General features: G+C 41.1%; 15 protein-coding genes. 1 reads left to right on the forward strand and 14 read right to left on the reverse strand.

Annotated features, from left to right (window positions below):
- Positions 1–53: 53 nt before the first annotated feature.
- The 10 genes from BO18_RS03900 to BO18_RS03945 all read right to left on the reverse strand — a co-directional run bounded on the left by BO18_RS03900 (position 54) and on the right by BO18_RS03945 (position 10,471).
- Positions 54–503: a GNAT family N-acetyltransferase gene (locus BO18_RS03900; protein WP_034443752.1), complete on the reverse strand. Its 450-nt coding sequence runs from the start codon at positions 501–503 to the stop codon at positions 54–56.
- A gap of 4 nt (positions 504–507) precedes the next feature.
- Entirely contained in the window at positions 508–999 is a 492-nt protein-coding gene (locus BO18_RS03905) for a GNAT family N-acetyltransferase (RefSeq protein ID WP_034443754.1), read from the reverse strand.
- A gap of 37 nt (positions 1,000–1,036) precedes the next feature.
- Positions 1,037–1,609 (reverse strand): TetR/AcrR family transcriptional regulator, encoded by a 573-nt coding sequence (locus tag BO18_RS03910; protein WP_034443756.1) that lies wholly within the window; start codon positions 1,607–1,609, stop codon positions 1,037–1,039.
- A gap of 152 nt (positions 1,610–1,761) precedes the next feature.
- Complete coding sequence (locus BO18_RS03915) at positions 1,762–2,391, reverse strand: methylated-DNA--[protein]-cysteine S-methyltransferase (protein WP_022778134.1); 630 nt, start codon at positions 2,389–2,391, stop codon at positions 1,762–1,764.
- 28 nt (positions 2,392–2,419) lie between these two features.
- On the reverse strand, positions 2,420–3,109 hold the full coding sequence (locus BO18_RS03920) for a hypothetical protein (protein ID WP_034443760.1): 690 nt from the start codon (positions 3,107–3,109) through the stop codon (positions 2,420–2,422).
- 5 nt (positions 3,110–3,114) lie between these two features.
- Entirely contained in the window at positions 3,115–3,372 is a 258-nt protein-coding gene (locus BO18_RS03925; RefSeq protein WP_081860899.1) for a helix-turn-helix transcriptional regulator, read from the reverse strand.
- Positions 3,344–3,823, reverse strand: coding sequence for a hypothetical protein (locus BO18_RS03930; protein WP_026652444.1), 480 nt, complete (start codon positions 3,821–3,823; stop codon positions 3,344–3,346). Before BO18_RS03930 ends, BO18_RS03925 begins: the two co-directional genes overlap by 29 nt.
- Before the next feature lie 192 nt (positions 3,824–4,015).
- On the reverse strand, positions 4,016–6,583 hold the full coding sequence (locus BO18_RS03935; protein WP_034443766.1) for an alpha-L-rhamnosidase: 2,568 nt from the start codon (positions 6,581–6,583) through the stop codon (positions 4,016–4,018).
- 3 nt (positions 6,584–6,586) lie between these two features.
- On the reverse strand, positions 6,587–9,025 hold the full coding sequence (locus BO18_RS03940) for a glycoside hydrolase family 3 protein (RefSeq protein ID WP_034443769.1): 2,439 nt from the start codon (positions 9,023–9,025) through the stop codon (positions 6,587–6,589).
- A gap of 54 nt (positions 9,026–9,079) precedes the next feature.
- Positions 9,080–10,471, reverse strand: a complete 1,392-nt coding sequence (locus BO18_RS03945) for an MFS transporter (protein ID WP_034443772.1) — start codon at positions 10,469–10,471, stop codon at positions 9,080–9,082.
- Positions 10,472–10,598: 127 nt separating this feature from the next.
- Here BO18_RS03945 and BO18_RS32410 point away from each other — a divergent pair, with 127 nt between their 5' ends.
- On the forward strand, positions 10,599–11,798 hold the full coding sequence (locus tag BO18_RS32410; protein WP_051688490.1) for a helix-turn-helix domain-containing protein: 1,200 nt from the start codon (positions 10,599–10,601) through the stop codon (positions 11,796–11,798).
- Between the two features lie 170 nt (positions 11,799–11,968).
- On the opposite strand, the gene BO18_RS03955 is transcribed toward BO18_RS32410, so the two are convergent.
- From BO18_RS03955 to BO18_RS03970, 4 genes are all read right to left on the reverse strand, one after another.
- Complete coding sequence (locus tag BO18_RS03955) at positions 11,969–13,468, reverse strand: MATE family efflux transporter (protein ID WP_081860900.1); 1,500 nt, start codon at positions 13,466–13,468, stop codon at positions 11,969–11,971.
- A gap of 66 nt (positions 13,469–13,534) precedes the next feature.
- A complete protein-coding gene (locus BO18_RS03960; protein WP_242856510.1) occupies positions 13,535–14,269 on the reverse strand; it encodes an aldo/keto reductase in 735 nt (244 codons plus the stop codon).
- Between the two features lie 49 nt (positions 14,270–14,318).
- A complete protein-coding gene (locus tag BO18_RS03965; protein WP_242856511.1) occupies positions 14,319–14,738 on the reverse strand; it encodes an AtpZ/AtpI family protein in 420 nt (139 codons plus the stop codon).
- Positions 14,708–15,727: an NAD-dependent epimerase/dehydratase family protein gene (locus BO18_RS03970; protein ID WP_026525878.1), complete on the reverse strand. Its 1,020-nt coding sequence runs from the start codon at positions 15,725–15,727 to the stop codon at positions 14,708–14,710. The genes BO18_RS03965 and BO18_RS03970 overlap by 31 nt, the downstream gene beginning before the upstream one ends.
- Positions 15,728–15,865 lie beyond the last annotated feature (138 nt).

The raw sequence follows: 15,865 nt of genomic DNA on the forward strand, positions 1-15,865 counted from the left end.
TTTGTAGATCACAATTCCCTTTCATCTACACGGATAAAGATTCTTCTCCCTCATCACTCACATTTCTTAATATAATAAATGAATTCATTATCCCGACTCACTTCCACATATCCCAGCTTGGTATAAAAGGCGTTTGTTCTGACATTCCAAATGGGTGTATCTAATGCAAATTCCTTTACATTTGAAAACATTGTCTCAATTTCCTGCATCATGTAGACTCCATAGCCTTTGCGATAATGCTCTGGGCTTACAAAGATCCTTCCGATGTTCAACTTGTCTTTTTCCAAAAATAGAATCGCACCGCCAACAATTAGTCCATCGTCCGTGAGCTTATACAAGTGATTTGATCTGGCCATCTTTGTGTGATAAGAAACAGACATATATCCAGGTGGCCCACCAGCTGACGGTGCTCCAACCTGAACATCGCTATCAAAGGCTCTTTTAGATATTCCATTAAGTGTCAAAGCATCAGAAGTGCTTGCTTTTACAAATTGTAGGCTCATATCTTTACCCTCTTCTTTTCATCATCAGATAGCAGTTAATCCCATTTTTATAAAAATCAGTTAGTTCTCCAACAGACTTATATCCCAGATTTTCATATAATTTCTTTGCCCTCGGGTTAAAATCATCTACAGTCAAAAAATATTTTGCTGAAGGAGAATCAGAAGCATTATCTTCAAAATACTTCATCAGCTGTCTACCGATACCATAACTCCTGTATTCTTCCTTTACAGCAACAATATGAAGATAAGGGCAGCATCCAAAAACACCATTTGTCATGTAGTAAATAAATCCTAAACATTTCTCATTTTCATCCAGTGCTACATATACGTTTTTTTGTTCCACTGCATATGTAAGCATATTAGTTGCCTTTTCATGATCGCTGAAATACGCTCTTCCTAAATCAGAGTTTTGCAAAATGTCTATGCAGCTATCAAGATATTTCATATCTGCAAGTTGAATATGTATATCCTTTTTCCACTTACGCTCTTCACACATGAAACTTTACCTCCGGCACCTTCGTCAAAATCGAAAACTATCTCTTATTTCTATACCCATCCATCCCGGATATCATCACATTCAGTGATATCTCAAAGCTCTCTTTCAATGATATTGGATTTCCAAAGGAATTATGAATCTGAAGCATAATAAAACCTTCAAGAAAAGCCCTGTATGTTCGAAGCAAGTGATTAGCGATCTCACGATCTATCCCTAAGCCATCTGTCTGCTTGAAGAAAAAAGAATATAATCCTTCTGTGGCAGAAAGCAGCGTGTCATCTGAGTATTTGTTATACCAGAGCATCGCTTCAAATACGCCAGGATTCTCCATTGCAAACTTATAGAACTTTTTTCCGTACTCAAATAGATTTGTTTTTTCATCTGAAGAATCAATTCCTCTGACAACATCTTCCGATACAGTTTGCCACCCATATATCATAAGACTTCTGTGCATATCTTCTATGGTCTTCATGTGGTTGTACAATGACGGCTTCTTGATTCCTAAATATTCTGACAGTGTAGTAACCGACAAGTAAGACAGCCCCTTTTCGTTGGCCAGTTCTGCAGCTTTTTCTACTATTTCTTCTTTAGACAATCCTGTTCTTGGCATAACATCTCCTAATCAAAAATAACTAACATTGTTAGTTAATATTATACTAACAATATTAGTTATTTCAAGTATAAAGTGCAATATAAATTATCTTGTCAAATTTGAAGTTGTCGAGCTCTTTCTCTTATAAAAGAGCCCTGCAAAGGGCTTTATTATTTATTGCGCCATTGATATTTATGTAAATCAACAACTCCATCTTTGACTTCGACGCCTTCAGAGAGCAGGATTTCTCCCTGCTTCCAGGCTCCGCCAAATGCATAGTTGCCGGCAAGTTCGCCTTTTGAGTTTACTACACGATGACAGGGAATTGTGCTGGGGTCAGGGTTTTTGTGAAGAGCATTTCCTACAGCTCTTGCCATCTTTCTATCCCCGGCTTCTTCTGCAACCTGCGCATAAGTTGCAACACATCCCTTTGGGATTCTGGCTACAGCATCATAAATCCTCTTAGTCGGAGAGTCTGCTATCAGGTCGTAGCTCTCGGCAATCATGAGCTTTATGTCTTTATCCGGGATACTTCCATCGAGGATGATTGTATTCCAATGCTCCTTATTCTGATGGTATCCGGGAATAACTGAGCTATAAGCCTTTCTCCAGAAAAAAGCCGTCTCGGGATCAACCTTCACATTGAGATTTATAAAGCCCTCTCGTTCATAAGTCCACAGGAATGCTTTTTTATTATACTTATATCGCACCAGCTGCCAGTTTGGGTCATGGAAAGGCGCTTCCTGATAAGTATCCGGAAAAGATAATCCGTATTTTAATGCTTCTTCTCTTGTTTTCATGAAATAATTCTAACACATTCAAATAGAATTACTCATAATTCACTGTTATTTTTCCCAACGTTATTTTATCCAGAACCTTATCATTAGTCTTTACTGTATGTTCCGGTAGAATCTTTTCTTGATAATACACGCCGTCCCAGTTTAGAAGCTTTTCTGGGTCTTCGGAATATCCTGTTAAATCACAGGTATTTACAAGAAATTTGGCATATTTTACTGCAAGAGCATGTTTTATCCGCATATTAGTGAGGATGCTTTCATCCAACCCTGTTCTTGCAAGCTGATTCCCGGTCATGCTGCTTAAGATCATCTTTGCTTCGACCATTGCTTGTTTTTCTTCCGCGCTACTTAATACAACTCCTTCAGAAAGAGCTCTTTTATAATAAATCTCATCTGATATACAAGTGTTAACCGCCACCTTCTTGGCGTAATCACAGACAAACTGAGAATCCATGCCGGCTGAAAAGTGGGTATTCCACCAGTGCTTTGGATTCTCAGGATCATACAAAAGAGCCTGGTTCTGCACAAACTCTTCTACTTCATATATGTAATATCCAAATTCTCTTAAGGTAATCTCGGTATCATCAACTGTGATCAAAGGCTCATCAAGATGATCTTCATAAACGAATCTGCTCAGTATTCTCCCGCAAATAGCAGCAACTATCAGGATGACGTTTGCAATTAAAATTATTATGATAGCTCTTTTAACTGATCTCTTCATAATCACTATCCATCCTGTGTAAACAGCTCTTGGAATTCCTTTCTTCCGGGAACCCACGCCTTTTCATAAATGTGAGTGAAATGATTTTTTACCGTCTGCTGAGAAATTCCGAGCATATAAGCAATTCTATGATTTGAAAACCCCGACACTTTAAGGTATCCGAGTTCAAGCTCTCTTTTCGTAAATCCGAATTTACGAGCTATATTAAGATACTGCTCCTTTGTAATTCCGGGATCATTCATCTTCCATGTCCATCTCTTCATTCATCTTACGCTCGGCATTTAACTTAAGCGGCAAAAGAAAAAACTCGATTATTACTGCATAAAAACCTGAAAGGAAGCAGACAGCAAGGCTTGGTCCAAACGTTTCCGGCTCAGATAAATGTCCCATAAGAATTATTGCTGAAGTTATGATGGCAAAAAGAGCTCCAAATACAGTAAGCTTCTGGGCAGCGCCTACGGCTTCTATAATATTTTTTAGTTCAAGAAGTCTGTAATCTTTTATCCCTACTGAGAATGAATTCAAAAAATCTTTCCACTCACCCATGATAATGAGCCCGGGAATCAGAATAAGTAAAACAAGAATCAGCGAAGGCACATCAAGAAACCATGCGACAGCAGAAAAACCAAAGCTGGTTCCGAGGGTACTGATAAGAAATACAACGATGAAAAGTACAAGCTCTCCAAATAAAACGGTACGGATATTCTTTTTCATAAGCATACTCCTTTTAAGCTTTATTTATTCGTTATAGGTGTTCCTATTATGACGTTATCATATGCACGAAAAGAAATATATAGTACCTTTTTGAATTTATTTAGTCCATCTCTTCCCTTGTAATATTCCTTGCTGATCAGAAGGTATGTTCCAGCCTTTCAACCTTTAAATGTGTTAAACCAAGCTCTTTCTTCAAACCCTTTTTTCTTGGGTATCAATTCTAATGTCTGCAGTAGTATTTGGCGGAACTACAATGTCATACTTGTACTTGCCATCTTCCTGAAGACTCCATGTGCATGACACAGTTCCATATATACTGTCATAACTAAATGATGCCCTTGTAAAATGTCCTCCGGGCTTTGGTGCTATACTAAAGTGATTATCTCCATCCACCTTAATGCCGCACATCTCAGAGAATATCCACTCGCATACAGCTCCCTTTGAATAATGGTTAAGGGACGCAATTCCGCCACCCAGTCCGTTGTCGGAAGTCGGTCCGTTCCAGTCTTCCCAGATAGTAGTTGCACCGATTTTAGGCATATAGAGCCATCCGGGAAGTTCTTCATTCTCAAGCAGCTTATATGCATAGCTGACATCAATCTGCTGAAGAACATACAGAATAAGAGGCGTTGATAAAAAGCCTGTTCCGACTCTCCAGCCATATTCATCAAGAGCTTTTATGAGCCTTTTTCTGGCATACTCTTTTTGAGTATCATTCAAAAGGTCAAAGTACAGGGGACGGACAAGGCGCGCCTGTCTGTTTGTATCAAGAGAAAAATCTTTGTTCTCTACAAGCTCCTGATAAGCCCTTTTGCAGCCTTCAGAATACTCCTGGTATTCCTTTGCATCCTGATCTTTTCCAAGAGCTGCGGCAATCTCGCTCATAAGCCCTAAAACATAACTTGTGTATGCTGTAGCTTCTTCAGGCTTGGATTTTGAAAAGTCTTTAAAAGACATCTTGTGAACATCTTCAGGTTCGGCCCATTCACCGTAATGCTGTCCGACATTGTAGAGATATCTGCTGTTTTCCTTTGATATCTTAACATTTTCAGACATAAGAGCTGAGCGTTTGCCCAGACGCCCTATGGCAAACCTTGCATACTTTTGCATGTTGTCATAGTACTTTTCTATAAAAGAAATATCACCATATTTCTTCCACAGTCTGTAAGGGATCATTATGCCTGCATCAGCCCAGCCTACAGAACCATCCATGGATTTCATGTAAAAGTCAGTTCCGCCCTCCGGTGCTATCTGTGTAAATGCACCATTCTTTCGCTGAAGGTCACAAAGATCATTTTCATACTTGTCAGCAAAGGGTGCATAGTTCACCATATAGCTTGCAGTATTCACAAAAATCTGCGCATCTCCTGACCATCCATGGCGCTCTCTTGTGGGACAGTCTGTAGGAAGATCGGCAGAATTGTTCTTAAGGGACCAAAGTGTATTCTCGACGAACTTATTAAGAAGTTCATTTGAGCTTTCAAAAGAAAAAGTGGTTTCAAAATCAGAATAGACAGCAATGGCTGTAATATCCTGTGGACGTATCTCCACATCACTTTCAACAAGGACATATTGGAATCCGAAAATCGCAAATCTGGTCTTATAGTAGTTATCTTTGTCCTTGCAGAAATACTCTATCTGCTGAAGTGGAGTTACAGAGTCCTTCTTAACGCACTGGATATTTGTCTGAGTAAATTCCCCGTTCTCATCAAGCTTTTCTCCGAATCTCATAAAGATTTTCTGCCCGGATTTAGCATTTACTTTAAACTCGATATATCCTGCTATATTCTGCCCAAAGTCAAAGACCTTTTTGCCGCTTGGTGTAATGATCAGTTTTGGATTTGTAAACCTCTCATGTTCTGTAAGCGCAAAGTTATCTGATGCAGTAGGTATCACGTTATGCTTTGTTATCTTTGTCTTTCCCCAGACTGCTTTACTGAAATCTTCTTTTGATGCATCATAGATTTCGCCATCCTTGTTGTCAGCAAATCTTATTGGCCCGTCATTAGTCCATTCGAAGTTTTCACCTGAGCAGATGACCTTTTTGCTGCCATCAGAAAAATACACCTCTATCTGAACCAGGAGTCTGGTCTCATTTCCATAAAAGTTCTTTATTCCCCAGGCTCCCACAGACCCTCTGTACCATCCGTCTGCCAGCATAAAGAAAAGGTCATTGTTCCCCTCTTTTACCTGGTCGGTGATATCTACTGTCTGATACTGAACTCTTTTTCTGTAATCTGTGTGTCCCGGAGCAAGGCAGAAGCTTCCAATCTTTTTTCCGTTCAGCTTTCCTTCGTAAAGACCGCAGGCAGACATGTAGGCTCTTGCCTTAATAACCTCTTTATCCGTTCCAACCGTAAAGCTTGTTCTGAAGCAGTCTACAGGGAATCTCATTTTTCTTTTTACAGAGTAGTTACCCGTTATCCATGAAGCCTTCCAGTCGCTTTCATCTATAAGCCCCAGCTCAAAAGTAGCTACATCGCTTGCTTCTCCCTTATTGCCATTTTCATCCCAAAGCTCAACGCTCCAGGTTACTCTCTGTCTGCTCTTTAAGGCTTTTCCGCCCCAGGGGATAAGATGCATCTTGGAGGAAGCTGTTTTCCCCGAGTCCCAGATGGCATTTCCATCATCATCTTTTGCTATGACCCTGTATGCTGTCTGCTTTTTGCCACCTTCGCAGACCCAGCTGAGTCTTGGCCTTGTGTAATCTATTCCGATAGGATTTGTTAAGTACTCTGTCTTTAGTCTGATTGCTTTCATAGCTTACCTTCGATCTGCGTAAAATTCATCGATAGTTCTGATCAGCCTACTTGCGTTGATCTCAAGCTGTTTCCTTGAAAGTGTTCCATCCTTAAGTGCCTTAAGGACTCTCTCATAGTCCTTTTTGGTTCCCGGCATGAACAGTTCTCCGCCTGCCTTTGCAACTTCATCTGAAAGAGCATTGCGGTATTTCGACTTAGAGCTGGTCATAATTGTCATTACCCAGTCTGTCATCACTATTCCCTTAAAGCCGAATTCACCCCTAAGAACATCCTCAATAAGTCCTTTGTGCTCGGAAGTATGTATGCCATTTAGCAAGTTGTAGCTGGTCATGACTGCCTTAGGCTGGGACTTCCTGATGCAGATATCAAAGCCCCGAAGGTATATCTCTCTCATAGCTCTTTCACTTACCTGAGAGTTATTGCAGTAGCGGTTAGTCTCTGCATTATTGGCAGCGTAGTGTTTTATTGTAGTACCGCATCCCTTGTGCTTTTGCACGCCTCTGGTGATGGCTGCTGCCACTTCACCTGACACTAGCGGATCTTCCGAATAGTATTCAAAGTTTCTTCCGCAGAGAATGCTTCTGTGAATGTTAAGAGCAGGTGCAAGCCAGAGATGTACTCCAAACTTCTCCATCTCTTCTCCCACAATATCTCCAAGTGCCTCTGCAAGTTCTGTATTAAAGCTCTGAGCGATAGCTGTGCCGATAGGAATCATAGTTGCCGAATGCTCTTTGATCACAGCATTCCTTGGGATCTTCTTTCCGCCAACGATCAGTTTAGCTATAAAAGCTGTTACGGGTCCCATCATCTCAAGCATGCTCTCCGGCATCATGCCTTTATTTCCAGCATCATACTGCTTTTCGCCCTCTTCGTAATACTTTAGTGAAATCCTGATTCCCGCAGGGCCATCAGCCATGATAAGAGGTCTGATACCTTTATTTACAAGCTGTGAAGTTGTTTCTCCCGCAGCGCCTGCAAGATGTGTCGCGGCATTACCGATAATGCTGAGCCCTTTTGCATTGGGATCAAAGTTTCCGATCTGCATGTAAGAAAGCTCTTCATCAGTCAGGTTCTTTATCCTGGAATCTACTGAAACCTCGTTGTCAAAAAAGACTTCTCTTTTCTCAAAGTCATCTGCAGTAAGTGTGAAGGTTACAATACCTTCAGGAATTGGCAAAGGCTCTGAATGCTCAGACTTTATGTCTGTAAAGTCAGGTTTTCCGAGACAGTTTCTGGTCTTTAAAGTTGTAACTGTTTCTTCCAAAATAGCAACTGCAGCAATTTTTGTATCCACCGAGCTGTTGCCTACACGGATTACATATCTGCCCTTCTCAAGAACATAACTTTCAGATTCCTCGTCATAGGAAGCAAAATCTGAAAGCCTGAAAGACATCTCCAGCCTGCATTCTGCGTTTCTTTCAAGAAGCGGCGTCTTGGCATAGCAAACCAACTGCTGGTATGGCTGATCCAGCTTATCTTCAGGGACTGAGAGATAGACCTGCACAACCTCTTTTCCTGAACAGCTTCCTGTATTCTTAACAAGCACCTCGCATGTTAAGGTATCCTTATTAGCCTTTACATCTGATACCTTAGTCTCAAATGTTGTATAAGACAGTCCAAATCCAAAGGGGAACAGAGCTGTCTTCTTAAAGGTATCAAAGTAGCGATAACCTACATAAATACCCTCTTTGTAGCGGTTATCGTTCCAGTCGCCAAAGGTTCCTTCCGCTGAATATTCTTTAATCTCCGCCCAGGTGGTTGAGAGCTTCCCTGAAGGATTCTGTTTTCCCAGAAGAATATCCGCAAGTACTGCCCCGCAATCAGTTCCAAGCTGGGATAAAAGAAGAATATCTTTTACCTCCATCACAGGTGAAAGATCTACTACACCTCCGACATTTAAAACAAGCATAAATCTATCGTATATTTTATTGAGAAGAAGAATGTCACGGATCTCAGACTTTGACAGCTTTACATCGCCCTCTAAAACCTCTCTGTCGCTTCCCTCTCCGGAATTTCTGCTGACAACATATATGGCTGTATCGCATACCTTAGTGATCTCAAGATTGTGGTCAGGCTCTTTCATGGTCTTTCCCATGGAATACATTATTGCGTTCTCATGCTTTGCCTTTGCCTGCGCCTTAAGATCCTTAATAAACTGCTTTTTGGCTTTCCTTCTTACCTCATCATAGGCATCAAGCCAGCTCTTTGAAGCGATAATGAATCCTGCCCGTTCAAGTCCCTGCTCTATTGTGAAAGTTTCTTTTGAATTAACCTCTCCCGAACCTGTACCGCCCTTTATCGTATAGCGAAGTCCGGCTCCGTAAGCAGCAATCTTACCGGGTTTATCTAAAGGGAACTGTCCGCTCTTTTTAAGAAGAACTGTGCACTCTGCTGCATTGCTAAGAACAAATGATAATTTGTCTGTATCTTTTCTCTCCATATTGGTCTCCTTGTAAATAAGGGGAACAGAAGCTGCTCCCCTCTTTTGACTTTATTACTTTCTCTTTGCTATCTCTTTCTGGATTTCCGGAAGTCTTTTTTCCAGGTCAAACCGCATGGCAAAAGCAAACAATATGATAAACAGAATAAGAGGAATATAGATGCTGAATGTATATATTGCCTGAATAACAGCAGGTGATACAGTAGTTGCAAGCCCGTCATAAGCTGCAAGTCCAAGGCACCATCCAATTATTGAAGCTCCGATACCTGAGCCGACTTTATTACCAAAACTGCATGCACTCTGAGCTGTAGCGACCATTCTTCTGCCATACTTAAATTCATTATAATCTATCGCCATGGCGGACATAACTCCCATAAGGCACATCATTGGAATGTTTGCGAAAGTTCCAAAGCATGAAAGAGTGGTGTTATAAACAAAATGAGTTGGGTTAAAGAGTCTTAATGCTGTGCCTATTGCTCCGATCAGGAATGAAACTCTGAGTGTCTTTGTAACTCCGAGTTTTTTAGACATCGGACCAACAGCTACAAAACCAAGGATAGTAGGTATCATGCCGATTGCACCCTGAATAGCAACCAGGTTATCGTCACCGTATATCCACTTGCAGTAATATGTCCCTGATGCGCCGCCAATACCATAAGAGATATTAGCGCAGAAATTCATGATCAGGATCATTACCCAGTACTTGTTTCCAAAAAGAGATTTCAGTGCTTCTCTGAAAGGTACCGGAGTCTCATCATCATGTATATCTTCAGCCTGGACTCCCTCACCGATCGCTGTTTCTTTTGCCTTCAGGTAACAGATGAACAGAGCAAGTGCAATAAACAGTCCGAAGATAGCTCCCATCTTGATCCATGCACTCTGATTACCGCCAAGGGCATTGGTAATAGGAATTACAGCTACTGCAATTATCATACCTGATACATATCCGGATGCAGCTCTCCAGATTCCCATATTTCCACGCTCTTCCTGGCTGTTGGTTCTGACAACAAGTATCGAAGAATACGGTATGCATATGGCTGCATAAATAACTGCTGACAGCAAAACATTAGTTATAAGAAGATATCCAAGCTGCATTGTCTCTCCCCAGCCCTTTGGAACAGTGAAAAGAGAAATAATAACAATCGCTGCAGGTATAGCCATCCTCAGTATCCATGGTCTGTACTTCTCTTTTCCGGGAGCTGTATGATCAACAATGTGCCCCATAAAAATATCTGTGAAAGCATCGATCATCTTACATATAAGAAGCATTGTTGCTATAGCGCCAGCAGCAATTCCCACTTTATCTGTGTAGAAGTAAGTAAGCTGGCCAACAAGTCCGGAAATAATGTTAAGTGAAAACTGTCCCAGACTATCCGCAAAATAATCACCGGTACGCATAACTTTCTGTACACCATATTTGTCTAACCCTAATGGTTTCTTTGACATAGTTTTTCCCTCCGTTTAACTTAAGTAGCTCTTATGTTGACATTATAAGATTGGAGGCAATATAATTATTGTAGTTATGTGAATATTATTGTAATTATGTTGCGATTATAATCGTGCGGTAAATAATATGAAGAATAATACTAAAGACGTTATAAGCACATTGCAGATTATCTATAATTCCACATTTATGCCGATCCACTTATTTGAGAATGGTAAGTGTATCTGCTCAATACCGGCTTCTGAGCTTCCTGAGGATTTTATAATTGCATACAGGAACAATCTCATCTCCAGCAACAGATCTTTGTATTATTATTCTACAAAAGAATTCTTACTTGTGGGAATGATAAAAAGAGATACAAATGATCTGGATATCATAATAGGGCCTGTATCTACTACAGCCCTGTCTGAAGCAGACATTGACTCGCTGATAGCAAGCTACTGCCTGCCTGTGGATTGCAAGAATCAGATATGGGATTTTTACGACAGGACTCCACGTTTTACCATGTCGCAGTTTCTGAATATAATGACCCTTCTCAATAAAGAATTAAATGGAACTATAATAGATCCTTTCATGTATTTTGGTCTTACTGATACGACAAAAAAACAGAGCGTTGGAAAACATCATTCCCACGCCCTGATTGAAAACAAAGAACACTCTCAGTTCCACGACACCTACTTTTTTGAACAACAGTATTATGGCTACATAGAAAGAGGAGACCTTGACGGTCTTCAGCAGTTCATTAAGCAAGTGCCCTCATTTACAGAGGGACGTACCTCAAACGATTCGCTGCGTCAGGCAAAAAACATTTTCATTTCGTCCACTGCAATAATAACCCGTCGTGCAATAGCCGGCGGCCTTGATATAGAAACAGCTTATCAGCTCTCTGACTCCTATATCCAGGAGGCTGAAAAAATGTCTGATCAGGCATCAATCCTGGCTCTCAACGCAACTGCTGCAATTGACTTTACAAGCCGCGTGGCGGAAGCCAGGATACCAAAAGGAATGCCCGAGGACATCTATCTGGCAATCCAGTTCATTGCAAATCATGTAAACCAGAATATCTCCGTAAAAGAGATAGCAAAACTCCTGAACATGGACAGAACTACACTGTCCAAGAAGTTTAAGAGAGCTCTTGGTTTTAATATCAGCTCTTACATCATGCGCCGAAAACTTGAAGAAGCTAAGAGTCTTCTCACCTACACGGATAAGACTATCAGTGAGATAAGCGAGTATCTGTGTTTCTCAACCCAGAGCTACTTTCAGAATGTTTTTAAGGCAAAATACAAAATGACACCGAAGGAATATCGGCAAAATCAGAAGAAGTGACTGCGCTCATAGCAGCTTATCTCTATCATCTCCATTGGTTGTTCATACCCGGGAACATCTACGACGAATCCTCCGCAATCCTTAGTTTTCCGTATCCATTCTTGCGATGTTCAGTGTCAATAAAAAGGAGTCCTTGGATAAAAAATCCAGGTAGTCTTTTTATTGCTACTTTATGCTATTGCTTTAGTTCTTTTGCCAATTAAACAATAGTATGTCACCATGAGCATCAGAAAAGCGCCTATCCATGCAGATACTTCAGAAATGGCAATTCCCTTAAATCCGTTCCTTCCTACCAAAAAGCCAAAGATCAGTCTCATAAAGACTTCGAGCCCGCCTGAGAGCATTGGTATAAAGGTATTGCCCAACCCCTGAACAGAGTATCTGTATACAAAAAGCCAGCCCAGGGCAAAAAAGCTTATTCCCATGATCGGCATGAAATCGGTACAATAACCGATTATCATGTTGTCAGTCAGCAGCATCCTTGCCAGGCTTCCGGGCACAAATATCATAAGGAGCGATATAGGCACATTCACAAGTGTAGAGAGCATCAGGCCCTGTCTTACTCCTGTGCATATCCTGTCATATTTGCCAGCGCCCTTATTTTGCCCCACAAAGGTCATCATGGAAAGACCTACGGACATTCCGAACTGCTCAAAGAGTGATGCAAATTTCATGCAGGCTGAATAGGCTGCCACATATGCGCTTCCCATAAGATTTACGAAGTACTGCAATACCATGGCCCCTGCAGCTGTGACCGAATTCATAAGTGCCACAGGAAGTCCTATTTTCATCAGTTCAACCAATATATTCTTTTCATCTGCTATTTCTGACGTGTCTTTTCCCAGACTCATAAAATCGATGGTTCTAAGCTTTTTAAGGCACAAAAGGTATGATACAAACTGAGAGACCACTGTTGCCACTGCTGCTCCGACAACTCCTGTGCCAAAGGCCATTATGAAAATAATATCAAGCATGATGTTCACGAGTGATGAACAGATCATAGCAGTGAGGGGCGTTCTGGAATCTCCCATTGACTGGAGAATTGTAATCTCAAGGTTATTCATAACCGTCACTACAATTCCCAATAAGATCACAGCAAAATATCTATACGAATCGTCAAAGATATCTTCAGGAGTGTTCAAGAACGTCAGCATCTTATTGAGCAAAGAAACGCATACAACAGTAAAGGCTATTCCAAACGTGATACTGAGCTTCTTGGCTGCTCTGATGTATGCATTCAGCATAGCCATATCGTTTTTTCCAAAGCTCTGGGCAAAGGTTATGCCAAATCCTCTGGTCATCCCCACAACAAATCCAAGTATAAGGAAGTTAAGTGTCCCGGTTGCCCCAACAGCAGCCAGCGCCTGATCCGAGATTCCCTTGCCAACTATAATGCTATCCACAAGACTATATAGTTGTTGGAAAAGATTTCCCCATAATAAGGGCAAAAAGAACAGTATGATCTGTTTCATACTGTTTCCTGAGGTCATATTTTGTGTGGTCTGTTCTGTATTTGTCATGGCCGCTCTCTTTAGTCTTTCTCTTGTAGTTTCTATGCCCTTATTCTTGTATTGATCATAAACTTTTCCGGTCTTATCTTCAACTGTGCTTCCACATCCGCCAAGACCTATCACCATAAGTGCTGTAAGAAGCAGACTTAGAATTCTCATTTTTTCTTCACTATCATTTCCTACGTCAAAAACCGCCTAACATTCTCGTCTTCACTGATTTTCACCTCAACCCTTTTCAAAATCAGGTTTCCAGCCTGCGAACTGTTTAAGCTGCTCTTCTGTCCTGTGATAATATCTCTCATTCTTATCAAGCTCCGCAATCTTAGCCATCTCTTCGTCCGTCAGCTTAAAATCGAGAATGTTGAGATTATCTTTGATATGATCTTTCGTTTTACTGCCGGGGATCACCACAAATCCCATCTGTGTATGCCAGCGAAGAATGATCTGTGCCGGAGTCTTTCCGTACTTCTTTCCAAGTTTGGCAAATACCGGTTCATTTATAAGGCTCTTATCCCCGTGACCCAAGGGATACCAGCTCATAAGCTTGATGTCATACTTATCGAGATTTTTTCTTAGTTCCTTCTGGGTAAAATATGGATGAGCCTCTACCTGGATAAACTGGGGTGCAATCTTCCACTTCGTTTCAAGCTCCTCGATATACTTTCCTTCAAAATTTGAGATACCGATGCTCTTTGCCTTGCCTTCCTTATAAGCCTTCTCAAGCTGTCTGTATCCTTCAAGCCAGTTGCCTGCTGGCTGATGGATATAAAGAAGGTCTACGTAGTCAACCCCAAGGCGCTCCAAAGTTTCATCCACAGCATTCGGATTCTCATATTCACTGGGCCAGAGCTTTGTGGAGAGAAAGATTTCTTCCCTCTTTACTCCGCTGTCCTTCATACCTCTTCCTACTGCCCGTTCGTTTACATATGCATTGGCAGTATCAATGAGACGATATCCCATCTTAAGCGCTTCGGATTTATCGTTCTATCAATTGCTCTGCAAGTTTCTTTCATTGTGCTTCTCCTGTTATCTCTTTGGCAAGTTCCAGAATTTCAAAGGCATATTTTTCCTTACCCTTTTTAAGGAGCTTCTTGTATAAAGGATAGTTGATGCCGCTGATTGCAGCACCTACTATTCCAAGAAGCACCCCAATGACCATGAAAATTTCTCCTGTTCCAAAGACGCTAAGTCCAAAGCACATCCCTGCGCCAAAGATCAAAGTCCCAATAATTCCAAGCGTCATGGCTGATATAAATGCCGGAAGCTTTGCTCTTTCATCAAGCTTTTTAAGCTGCCTTACTTTATTGGTTTCCTTTGGCATGTAATCCTTTGCAACGCTTTCTGCATAAACCTTATCTAAATCGTTCATCGTATTTTTCTCCTTTTCTTCAATGTTTTTTATGCGATCTTTCCTGTTTCTTTTAGCCATCTGATCTCGTCACGTATAGTCTCTCTATATGACCTTGTGGTATAACCCAGATCCTTACTTGCTTTACTTGAATCAAATCGGTTGTTTCTTGCAAGGTTGTAAACGGAGAATGTTGTCATAAGAGGCTTTTCTCCAGTCTTCTTAGCCTTTTTCTCAAGTACCCCGGCAATCAGGTTTGCTACTGATATTGGTAAAAAGAACTTCATCTGCTTGCAACCGCTCTCCTCTGAAACAAGCTTTGTAAAATCCTTAAAACTAACAGGCTCATTTCCAAGGATGTAGCACTCTCCGCTTTTGCCCTTATCAGCTGCCCCAATGAGTCCGTCAGCCAGATCTCTTACATCACACAGATTAAAGCTTCCATCGATTCCTGCAGGCATCTCGCCATTGATGATGTCAACTAAAGTCTTGGTGGTCTCGCCCATTGCAAAATCCTCAGGTCCAAGGATTCCTGACGGGTGTACCACACAGGCGTTAAGGCCTTCCTTTGCAGCTTTGAGCACCACGTTTGTTGCCATAGCCTTTGACAATGAGTAGCAGCCTTTGATTCTCTCAGGATCAAGAGGAATAGATCCTTCGCACTCTCTTATGGTTCCTTTTTCTTCCTCAGGTATTGCTCCTGTTGATGAGCAATAGACAAGCTTTGATACTTTGTGCTCTTTGCACATCTCTATGATGTTTTCTGTTCCACCGACATTTACATCCATGACTTTCTGACTGTAATCAGGATTTACTGTTACGATGCTCGCTATATGAAGCACAATTACTTCCGTATCTTCAGGTGTCTCAAAGAATCTTTCCAGGTCATCTTTGTTACAGAGATCGCCGTATGCTATTTCAACTTCCTCAGGAAGATATTTTGCTGACTTGTCGCCTTCAAGGACAAACGCCCTTACTTTTTCATTTCTTTCTACAAGCTTTCTGCAGACTGTACTTCCAAGAAATCCTGCTGCTCCTGTTACCAGATACATCTTATTTGTTTTGCTCATTTATCTTTTCCTTTCTTATTCTCAATTTGTTTTTTTGCTCTTTGCTTTGAGCTTGAAGTCATTATAGGAAAATGAGCACACAAAAAGAACAACACTTTTTGCAAAATGTGTTGATTTCAGGAGTACAGGTCCCGACAC

It is taken from the genome of Butyrivibrio sp. AE2032, from assembly GCF_000702965.1.